Origin of the sequence: Gluconobacter oxydans (assembly GCF_006539685.1) — a bacterium.
GTDB lineage: Bacteria > Pseudomonadota > Alphaproteobacteria > Acetobacterales > Acetobacteraceae > Gluconobacter > Gluconobacter oxydans.
Window position 1 is genome coordinate 1 of sequence record NZ_BJNM01000047.1, and the last position, 9,332, is coordinate 9,332.

The window sequence follows — 9,332 nt, forward strand, 5'->3', positions numbered from 1 at the left end:
AAACACCTAGCGCCTGCGGGAGGCCTCGTGTCCCGCTTTCCGGGAACGGCCCTGTGCATCGGTATTGCGCTTGCGGCTTTTGGTCTCGAGCACGTGGAACGGATCCTGGCTGGTAAAGCCTTTCTGGAGACCCTGAATATCGCGCTCATCCTGGGCGTCATCCTGCGGTCCGTCCGCAAACCCGCAGACACCTTCAATTGCGGGATCAGGTTCTGCTCGAAGACACTCCTCAACATTGCGATCGTCCTTCTGGGCACGACTTTCAGCCTTCAGGCCGTCTGGTCTGCCGGGCCTGAAATCCTGCTCGCAGTTCTGGGGATGGTGATCTTCAGCATGATCTTCACCTGCTGGGCCGGACGGATGAATGGCCTGTCTCGGAATCAGACCCTCCTCGTGGCCTGTGGCGATTCCATCTGCGGCAATTCCGCAATCATGGCCGCTGCCCCCACCATTCAGGCCTCAGATGAGGATGTCGGCGCGACAATCGCCTTCACCGCAGCAGGTGGTCTGGCAGTCGTTCTGGGGCTGCCTGTCCTGCTTCCCTTCCTGAACATGTCCGGGATCGCCAATGGTGCCGTCGCCGGGCTGACGGTCTATGCGGTTCCGCAGGTCATGGCGGCGGCCGCGCCATTCGGTCCCGCGGCCCTGCATGTCGGAACGCTCGTCAAGCTGATGCGCGTTCTCATGCTGGGCCCGGTCTGCGCCGTCCTGTCACTGACGGTTCATCACAAAAATGCCCGGACGCAGCCGCTAAAACCTTCCGGAACGGGCAAAGCTCAAAGGCTGTTCCGCCTCGTTCCATGGTATATTGCGGGCTTCATGGCGATGATCATCGTCCGCTCCCTTGGCGTCATTCCCGAAGTCTGCATCGCTCCCCTCAGCCAGGCCGCCACATTCCTGACCATTCTGGCCATGGCCGCACTGGGTCTGGGGATCGATATCCGCTCCGTCTTCCGTGCGGGACGACCGCTGGTCCTGACAGTCGCGATGTCCCTGGCCGGCCTTCCGGGTGCCAGCATCCTGCTGGTCCGGATCCTGAACCGCGCATGAGGCCGTTCAGCCCTGCGACTGATAGACCCGCCCGTAGCGGTTAGACAGATAGGCGGACAGCGGAATATCCTCCTGACGGACAAAGCCTGCCGACGGAATTTTCCCTTCCGCGAGCAGGTCCAGAACCGCACAGATGGACCCCGCCGTCGTGAGCTGAATCGCAGTCCGGTATCCGCCCATGAACTCCTGCGCGTGAATGGTCCGGGCCAGTGTTTCCTGCTGCTGCCGACCATCCCGTAGTCCCGTCACGATAACCGACAGCACCACAAGATCCTGAGCCGTGCCGGGAATGGCATGGGTCAGGATATCCTGAAGGATATGCCGCCGTTCCGACAGCCGCAGATCGGACAGGAGAACCTTCATGATATCGCGATGGCCCGGATATCGCATGGTGCGATAATTGAGCTCCCGGACCCGGCCGTCATAGGTTTCACACAACGAGCCAAGACCGCCGGACGTGTTGAACGCCTCATAAAGAACGCCATCGACGCCCAGGCTTTCCATGCCCTCAAGAGCGGGAACGAGGATGCGCTTCCCATCGACGATCGCCTCACAGGGTTCGATATATTCGTTGATGAGGCCTTCCGTGCTCCAGGTCAGGTTGTATCCCAGCGCATTGGACGGAAAACGCGGCAGTGCCCCGACACGCAGCCGGATCGTGTCGATCTCGTCGAAATGTCCGGCCAGATCATGCGCGGCAATCGAAACAAAGCCTGGCGCCAGACCACATTGGGGAATGAACGCATGTGATGCACCCTCAGCGAGCGCCTTCACGTCGCGGGTGGATGCCACGTCCTCGGTCAGGTCCAGATAATGCACACCCGCCGTGGAGGCCGCCCGCGCAACAGTCCGCGTCAGATGAAAAGGAAGCGCGGAGAGGACGGCGAACTGCCCTTTGAGCAGATCCGGATCAAGCCCCTGCGCGATATCGGCGGTCCTGCGCGCAATCCCTTCGGGAAGTTTGAGGCTGTTGAGATACTCGGCATGACAGTCAAGCAGCGTCACACGATAGCCGCCGTGATGAAGAAGCTCCGCAATGGCTGAACCGATCTTCCCCGCACCTGCAACCGTAACCTGCTTCATGATCATATCCTGTTCCGGAAGTGTTACGGACAGGATCAGGGTCTGGGCCGACGGATCTCAAGCGGCAGCGTGACGGCAAAAAGCCATTCCCAACGGCAGATTGCCGTCTATAACAGTCAGAATGACGGATCCAATCGATCAGGCTCTTCTCGATATCCTGCGCCGCAATGCGCGAACCCCCACAGCCGCGCTGGCCCGCAGGCTGGGGATCTCCCGCACGACTCTGCAGGGACGCATGGAACGTCTGGAGCGGCAGGGACGGATCCGGGGCTATACGCTTCTTGAAAATCCGGACGAGGATCTGGTGCGCGCCCATATCTCGATCGTGCTCACACCGCGCCACCGGCAGAAAGTGGAGCGGGACCTGAAAACACTGCCCGAACTGCGGGAACTGCATGCGGTCAGCGGTGCTTCGGACCTGATTGCTCTGCTGGGAGCCGCCACGACCGAAAACATCAACCGTGCGATTGACGATATCGGGCAGATGGAAGGCGTGGAGCGGACTGTCTCCGCCATCATCCTCTCGACGCGCTTTCGAAAAGGGCACTGACTTCAGAAACGCCTTGCTTTCAATATTGACCGCTGTCCACTCTCGACAAAACAGATGTTTACCGCTCATGACGGAGCCCTGATGCAGACGCCCCCTTCCCCTTCCGACGCCATTACGGTCAGCAATCTCCGCAAAACCTACCGGATCCGCGAAGGAGGCAGCTGGCGGGGGAAAACCCGTGATATCGTCGCGCTGGACGGGATTTCCTTTTCGGTCCCGAAAGGCCAGATCGCAGGCTTCATCGGCCCGAATGGCGCAGGAAAATCGACGGCGATCAAGATCCTCTCCGGCATCCTGCGCCCCACGTCGGGAGAGGTGCAGGTCAATGGGCTGGTGCCCTGGACAAACCGCATCGCCCATGTGGCGCGGATCGGCGTCGTGTTCGGGCAGCGGACCCAGCTCTGGTGGGATCTTTCGGTCGCCGAAGGCCTCGCCTTGCTGCGCGACATCTACGGCGTGGAACCGGAGCGTTTTACCCGCAACCGCGCCCGTCTGGCCGATGCGCTCGATCTGGGCGCGATCATGGACCAGTCCGTACGCCAGCTTTCGCTCGGACAGAGAATGCGTGCCGAAATCGCGGCCTCTCTCATCCATGATCCGGACATCCTCATTCTGGATGAACCCACGATCGGTCTGGATGCACCCTCCAAGCTCGCCGTGCGGGCTTTCGTGCATGAACTCTGCCGGGACCGGGGCACCACCGTCCTGCTGACGACCCACGACATGCACGATATCGAGGCACTCGCCGAACGTGTGATCGTCATCGGTCACGGTCGTATCCTCGCGGACAGCCCGTTCGAAGACCTCCGCACCACGACGCTGTCCGAGCGTATTCTGGAACTCGATTTCCATGACACGCCTCCTGAACTGACGCTTCCCGCCGGCGCCCACGAAACCGCGCGCGAGCCCCACAGCCTCACCATCACTTTCGACCCGAGCCAGATCCCGGCCCCGGCCCTCGTCGCGCATGTCGGCCATTTGCCCGGCCTCGACGACCTGCGGATCAGCCGTCCTTCAATCGACGAGATCATCACACGTTTCTATGCGGATCACGCCGCATGAGTCTGCGCCCGTATCTCACGGCCTTCGGTCTGCAATGGAAGATCGGGCTGCGATACCGCATCGCGGTCGTGGCCGGACTGGTGGCGCAGATGTGGTTCGGCGCCGTAACCCTGATGGCCTATGCCTCGGTGTACCACGCGGCTCCGGATGTGCAGGCCCCGCTCTCACTGCGGCAGGCCATGACCTATACCTGGATCCAGCAGTCACTCTTCACGCTTCTGCCACTCGGCTGTCTGCCCGCTATCGGCGACGCCGCCCGGACAGGCGCCATCGTCTATGACCTCCTGCGGCCGGTCGATATGTGGAACTGGTGGCTCTCTGCCAGTTTGGCGAGACTGCTGGGCAATGCTGTCCCCCGCGCTGTCCTGCTGGCCTGCGTGGCCGGTCCTCTCGCGATCCTTGTCGGGCTCGGCGCGTGGAGCCTGGCCGGCCCCGCCAGCCTGATCTCCGCGGCTCTGGCCCTTCTTTCCATCACACTCGGCGCCCTGCTCTCCGCGACCATCGTCATGTGGTGGAATATCCTCACCGCCCGTACCCTTTCGCCTCTGGGGAGCTATGCCGTCGGAACGCCGCTCGCCGTCCTGTTGTCCGGGATGCTGCTGCCTCTGCCGCTCTATCCCGACTGGGTCCGGCCCTTTCTGCTCGCACAGCCATTCGCCGGCATTACCGACATCCCCATCCGCATCTATCTCGGAACGTTTATCCCCGGCGGTGTTGCCACGGGTCTGGGTCTGCAGATTTTCTGGCTGACGGCCCTGACACTTCTCGGACGTCTGTGGATGCGCCAGACCGTGAACCGGCTGGAGGTGCAGGGTGCCTGACATGACGCAATCTCCTTCCCACACGCTCAGCGGTCCGGGCCTGTATCGCCGCATGGCCGGAGCTTCGATCGTGGCGCAGCTCCGCTATCCCGGCACCTTTGTCATTCAGGCCATCGGCAATTTCGTCACGACACTCCTCAGCTTCTTCGGCATCTGGAGCCTGTTCCATCGCTTCGGCAGCATCGCGGGCTGGGACATCGGAACCGTCGCTGTCCTGTACGGTCTTGTGAACGTGGCTTTTGCCGTCGCCGAAACCCTGGGACGCGGCTTCGAGGTCTTTGGTGGCGAATATGTCCGGACCGGAAGTTTTGACCGCCTCCTCCTGCGCCCGCGTTCGACGCTGCTGCTGCTTCTGGGGCACGAACTGCGTCTGCGCCCGATCGGACGCTTCCTTCAGGGGCTGTTCGTGCTCGTGGCGGGTCTGTGGCTCGCCCCGCATGTCCAGTGGAGCGCCGTTCTGGTCCTGCCATGGGCCATCGCGGGCGGTGCGGCCATGTTCCTCGGCGTCCTGATCGGACAGGCCGCCCTGTGCTTCATCACCGTTGAAGGACTGGAAGTCGTCAACGTCCTGACCTATGGCGGCGTGGAGGCCGGACAGTACCCGCTGACCATGTTCGGACGCTGGCTCCGGCGCTTCATCACCTTTGTCCTGCCCCTCGCGGCCGTCTGCTATTATCCGACGCTGTTCAGCCTCGCCCACCCGGACCCGCTTGGCATGCCGACATGGATCGGCGCGCTCTCGCCCGCGGCGGGTTTCGCCTTCCTGGGCGTCATGATCCTCGCCTGGAACCGGGCGGTCGCAGGATATGTCTCCAGCGGAAGCTGAGGCCCGGCGCTCAGGATCCCGTCCCCATCAGCGAGACATGGGCGGCGATGATCTTCCATCCTTCGGGCGTCCGGAACCAGGTCTGGCTCTGACGCCCGATACGCTCCGCTCCGATCCGCCGGAACTCCAGATCCACCGTCGCCACATCCCTGCCAATGACGGTAATGACGCGGCGCAGGACCTCCCGCGGGGGCGAGCCGCCCGTCCTGTTGCGGCGGAACGCCTTGATCTCGTCGAAGCCGTAGAGATTTTCCCCTACGCCGTAACGCACCGTCTCCGGCCCGTCATAAAACAGCCTGTCCAGTTCCTGCAGTTCATTCTCGCCTAGGGCCCGTTCGTAACGGTCGGACAGGGCCGTGATGTCCCGAAGGATGTCAGGATCGTTCAGAAGCGGAAACCCGGATGACGTCATGGCTGCTCTCCATCATTCAAATGAAGCGAAGGATACCAGATCACTCGCAAAAGCCCTTCCCCTGAAGATCCATCAAAGACATTGACCTTTCATGAAGTCGCGATCCAATAGACTGTCAGGATCAACCTGATCCCGCGCTTTACTCCATTCTCCGTCACAAGTAGGTTTCTGTCATGCGTTACGTCCTTCTCCCCAGCCTGCTTCTGCTTGCCTCATGCTCCGCAGCGCCCTGGGTTACCGGTCACACCGACAGCAAATGTATTCGCGAGCAGATGCTGAGTGGCGCCGGCGGCAATCCGCACGCCTTCGCCACCGCTGCCGGCATCTGTGCAGCCACGGCGCACAAGGACAATGGCGGCCATGACCGACCGCTGGATGTACGCGATGACATGACCCTTCAGGCGATGGCGGAAAATCCGGATTACAATACCAACCGGCAGCCCTTCGTGGCGCGTGATTCAAAAACCCGCATTCCGGGCGGCATCCGCAATATCAATATCGACTGAATTTTCAGGACGGCACGTCCGTCCTTCCCCGGTATTATAGAGGAATGAGTTTCATGTTCAGCCATATCATGCTCGGCAGCAACGACATTGCCCGTTCCAAGACATTCTATGATGCGACAATGGGCGTCATCGGCTGCGAACCGGCCGAACCCAATGCCAAGGGCCGCCTGACCTATGCCCATTCCGGCGGTCGTCTGGTCATCACGAAGCCCCTGAACGGCGAGCCCGCAACTCCTGCCAATGGCGGGACGATCGGTTTTGCCATGAGCAGCCCCGAGCAAGTCGATGCCTGGCATAAAGCGGGCGTGGAGAACGGTGGCGAGGCGATCGAAAACCCGCCCGGCATCCGCCACACCCCGATGGGCGACCTTTATCTTGCCTATCTGCGCGATCCGGACGGCAACAAGCTCTGCGCCCTGTACAAGGCTTCCTGAAACGGGGGCCTGACCAACTAACCCCGGCGACAAGGTTGTCTGCCGGGCTGCCCTGCGGCATGAAGGGGCCACTTCATCCCCTTTCCCCTGCCGCAGGTTCTCAAGATGTCCGAACATACTCCCATTGGTCTCGAAAATGGCGCAGCGCCCGTCACGGCACTGACCCATTCGGGCAATTTTCACGTCGACGAGACCATGGGCTATGTCATCCTGCACTACGCGCTCGCCCCGCAGGGTGATCTGCGCGCACGCGTTCTCAACGAAAAATCCGCCGATCGCCTGACCTTCATCCGTACCCGCAATCCGGATGTCATCAAGTCGGCCGATATCGTCTTCGACGTCGGCGGCCTCTATGACCCCACGCATGGCCGCTACGACCATCACATGAAGGACAAGCCTCTTCGCGAGGACGGCACGCCTTACAGCGCCGCCGGTCTGCTGTGGAAGGATTACGGTCACGCCGCCATCCGCAACATCCTCAAGACGCCGGTTGATGACGCCACGGTGGATCTGATCTGGAAGAGCCTGGACAAATCCCTGATCCTGCCGATCGATCAGGACGACAACGGCGTGGTCAAGATGGGCAAACTCTCGCTGGCGGATATCGTCTCCGCCTGCAGCCCGCCCTGGGACACGGCCGAACTCTACGGACGCCAGGAAGCCCGCGCCCGGGAATCCCTCGGTTTCGCCAATGCCGCCACCGCCGTCGCATCACATCTGACGAATGTCGTGGACCGCGTCCGCGCCAGCCTCAAGGCAACGGACCGCGTTCTGGCGGCTTATGAGAATGCCGAAGACAAGCGCATCCTCGTCATGGGCACCGGCATGCCGACCGAAAAGGTCATTTTCGAGCATGACCTGCCGGTCGTGTACGTAGTCTCTCCCGCTGGCCCCGAACAGTGGAACGTCAAGGCCGTCCCGCCCGTGCGCGGGGATTTCGGGCAGCGCGTCTCCCTTCCGGAAGCCTGGGGCGGACTGGAGCGTGAAAAGCTGGCTGCTGTCTCCGGCGTGTCCGACGCCGTGTTTGCCCACCCTGCCCGCTTCATCTGCGGTGCAGGCAGCCGCGAAGGCGCCATCCGTATGGCACAGCTGGCTCTGCAGATCGCCGGGATCTGAAATGAAAAAAGGGACGCGATAGCAATATCGCGTCCCTTTACCGATCAGGACCGGAGCAATCATGCTCCAGTCAAAGAGTTCCGCCTGTCAGGCCAGAACGTAGAAGACTGCCGCCGCAACACAGACCGTCACCGGCAGTGTCAGCAGCCATGCCATCACGATCTTCGTCAGCATCTTCCTGTTGATGCCGGACCCGGCCGCCACCATCGTTCCGGCAACGCCAGACGTGATGATATGCGTCGTGGAAACCGGCAGACCGGTATAGCCCGCCGTCATGATCAAGCCTGCACCGACAACCTCGGATGCAGCCCCCTGCGCCGGCGTCAGATGGGTTGTGCCAATGCCTTCACCCAGCTCCGCTTGTAGCCGACCATGGTCCCTATCCCGAGGCACAGCGCACTCAGCAGACGCACCCAGCCCGGTGCATATTCAACAGTCGGACGCAGTTCGGATGCGAGATGGGATGCGAGCTTCCTGTCCGCGTCAGAAGCTGCCGGGTTGGCCGCAACCGACCGCAGGCCGGACAGAACCTGATACACATCACCGCGCAGTTCGGACGGCGCTTCGGCAGGACCTTCCGTCTGCGAAAGACGGTTGATCGACGCGACGGCATCGCCTTTGAAGGAATAACGGTCGTACTGCGTGACCAGCGGCAGGGCCTGCTGCGCGTCCTGGCGGATCTGCTCGATGCTGACCGGAGATGCCGGGTTGAGGGCAAAAGCAGCAGGCATGATGCCGATGATCGTCAGCATGATGAGGCCGATGCTCTTCTGACCGTCATTGCTGCCATGCGAAAAGCTGACCAGCGTGCAGGTCAGAACCAGCACGGCCCGCACGATCGGGTTCGGCTTCTGCTCCGGCGTGGGCGCCTTGTACATTTCCGGCATCTTCACGAGGGATTTGATGAGGAAATAGAGCAAAAGCGCCCCAACAAACCCCAGCAGCGGAGAGACGGCAAGCGCACGCAGCACCTTCCAGATCTGGCTCCAGTCCACACTGTGGCCGAGTTCGCGGGCGTGAACGAAGGAGTCACCAATCGCAATGCCGACCAGCGATCCGATAACGCAGTGCGAGGACGAGTTCGGAATTCCGAACCATCAGGTCATCAGGTTCCAGGCCAGAGCTGTCCCGAACAGCGCGACCAGCATCGGAACGGCCGGATTTCCGCTTGGCGGCGAGAGAACATCCGGCGGCAGAAGCTCCACGAGCGCATAGGCGACGGAAATGCCGCACAAGATCACGCCCAGAAGGTTCATCAGCCCCGACCAGACGACGGCAACGGTCGGTTTGAGCGAATTGGTATAGATGACAGTTGCAACAGCATTGGCCGTGTCATGAAAGCCATTGGCAAATTCAAAGACGCAGACCAGAACAAAGCAGAGGCACAGCGCGACAAGCGACGTCGCCGAGGATGGATCAAAATGAAGCATGAAGTCCGGATTCCGTTATTTAGAACCCTGCCTTAGGTGTTT

At 61.5% G+C, this 9,332-nt stretch carries 10 protein-coding genes and 1 pseudogene; 8 read left to right on the forward strand and 3 right to left on the reverse strand.

The window, feature by feature from the left end; genetic code table 11:
• Positions 1–27: 27 nt before the first annotated feature.
• Positions 28–1,050: a YeiH family protein gene (locus GOX01_RS11635; RefSeq protein WP_081107027.1), complete on the forward strand. Its 1,023-nt coding sequence runs from the start codon at positions 28–30 to the stop codon at positions 1,048–1,050.
• Between the two features lie 6 nt (positions 1,051–1,056).
• On the opposite strand, the gene GOX01_RS11640 is transcribed toward GOX01_RS11635, so the two are convergent.
• Positions 1,057–2,133 carry a saccharopine dehydrogenase family protein gene (locus GOX01_RS11640; RefSeq protein ID WP_011253672.1) on the reverse strand — a complete coding sequence of 359 codons (1,077 nt, stop codon included), beginning with the start codon at positions 2,131–2,133 and terminating at the stop codon, positions 1,057–1,059.
• A gap of 121 nt (positions 2,134–2,254) precedes the next feature.
• On the opposite strand from GOX01_RS11640, the gene GOX01_RS11645 reads away from it, so the two are divergent.
• The 4 genes from GOX01_RS11645 (at position 2,255) to GOX01_RS11660 (ending at position 5,392) form a co-directional block, all read left to right on the forward strand.
• Positions 2,255–2,683 carry an Lrp/AsnC family transcriptional regulator gene (locus tag GOX01_RS11645; RefSeq protein ID WP_011253671.1) on the forward strand — a complete coding sequence of 143 codons (429 nt, stop codon included), beginning with the start codon at positions 2,255–2,257 and terminating at the stop codon, positions 2,681–2,683.
• A gap of 81 nt (positions 2,684–2,764) precedes the next feature.
• A complete protein-coding gene (locus GOX01_RS11650) occupies positions 2,765–3,745 on the forward strand; it encodes an ABC transporter ATP-binding protein (RefSeq protein ID WP_011253670.1) in 981 nt (326 codons plus the stop codon).
• Entirely contained in the window at positions 3,742–4,566 is an 825-nt protein-coding gene (locus tag GOX01_RS11655) for an ABC transporter permease (protein ID WP_011253669.1), read from the forward strand. Before GOX01_RS11650 ends, GOX01_RS11655 begins: the two co-directional genes overlap by 4 nt.
• A 1-nt stretch (position 4,567) precedes the next feature.
• Positions 4,568–5,392, forward strand: coding sequence for an ABC transporter permease (locus GOX01_RS11660; protein ID WP_011253668.1), 825 nt, complete (start codon positions 4,568–4,570; stop codon positions 5,390–5,392).
• Between the two features lie 10 nt (positions 5,393–5,402).
• Here the strand turns inward: GOX01_RS11660 and hpxZ are convergent, their stop codons facing one another.
• Entirely contained in the window at positions 5,403–5,804 is a 402-nt protein-coding gene (gene hpxZ, locus GOX01_RS11665; protein ID WP_011253667.1) for an oxalurate catabolism protein HpxZ, read from the reverse strand.
• Between the two features lie 173 nt (positions 5,805–5,977).
• On the opposite strand from hpxZ, the gene GOX01_RS11670 reads away from it, so the two are divergent.
• The 3 genes from GOX01_RS11670 to GOX01_RS11680 all read left to right on the forward strand — a co-directional run bounded on the left by GOX01_RS11670 (position 5,978) and on the right by GOX01_RS11680 (position 7,860).
• Complete coding sequence (locus tag GOX01_RS11670; protein WP_011253666.1) at positions 5,978–6,310, forward strand: hypothetical protein; 333 nt, start codon at positions 5,978–5,980, stop codon at positions 6,308–6,310.
• A gap of 53 nt (positions 6,311–6,363) precedes the next feature.
• Positions 6,364–6,744 (forward strand): VOC family protein, encoded by a 381-nt coding sequence (locus GOX01_RS11675; RefSeq protein ID WP_011253665.1) that lies wholly within the window; start codon positions 6,364–6,366, stop codon positions 6,742–6,744.
• 105 nt (positions 6,745–6,849) lie between these two features.
• Entirely contained in the window at positions 6,850–7,860 is a 1,011-nt protein-coding gene (locus GOX01_RS11680) for an MYG1 family protein (protein ID WP_011253664.1), read from the forward strand.
• An 87-nt stretch (positions 7,861–7,947) separates the two neighbouring features.
• On the opposite strand, the pseudogene GOX01_RS11685 reads toward GOX01_RS11680, so the two are convergent.
• Positions 7,948–9,290, reverse strand: a pseudogene (locus GOX01_RS11685) (inorganic phosphate transporter).
• Positions 9,291–9,332: the final 42 nt, after the last annotated feature.

Bases quoted from the DNA above. Each gene is read 5' to 3' on its own strand.
- GOX01_RS11650 (WP_011253670.1), top strand. From the start codon at position 2,765: ATGCAGACGCCCCCTTCCCCTTCCGACGCCATTACGGTCAGCAATCTC.
- GOX01_RS11670 (WP_011253666.1), top strand. From the start codon at position 5,978: ATGCGTTACGTCCTTCTCCCCAGCCTGCTTCTGCTTGCCTCATGCTCC.
- GOX01_RS11675 (WP_011253665.1), top strand. From the start codon at position 6,364: ATGTTCAGCCATATCATGCTCGGCAGCAACGACATTGCCCGTTCCAAG.
- GOX01_RS11680 (WP_011253664.1), top strand. From the start codon at position 6,850: ATGTCCGAACATACTCCCATTGGTCTCGAAAATGGCGCAGCGCCCGTC.
- GOX01_RS11640 (WP_011253672.1), bottom strand. From the start codon at position 2,133: ATGAAGCAGGTTACGGTTGCAGGTGCGGGGAAGATCGGTTCAGCCATT.
- GOX01_RS11645 (WP_011253671.1), top strand. From the start codon at position 2,255: ATGACGGATCCAATCGATCAGGCTCTTCTCGATATCCTGCGCCGCAAT.
- GOX01_RS11660 (WP_011253668.1), top strand. From the start codon at position 4,568: ATGACGCAATCTCCTTCCCACACGCTCAGCGGTCCGGGCCTGTATCGC.
- GOX01_RS11655 (WP_011253669.1), top strand. From the start codon at position 3,742: ATGAGTCTGCGCCCGTATCTCACGGCCTTCGGTCTGCAATGGAAGATC.
- hpxZ (WP_011253667.1), bottom strand. From the start codon at position 5,804: ATGACGTCATCCGGGTTTCCGCTTCTGAACGATCCTGACATCCTTCGG.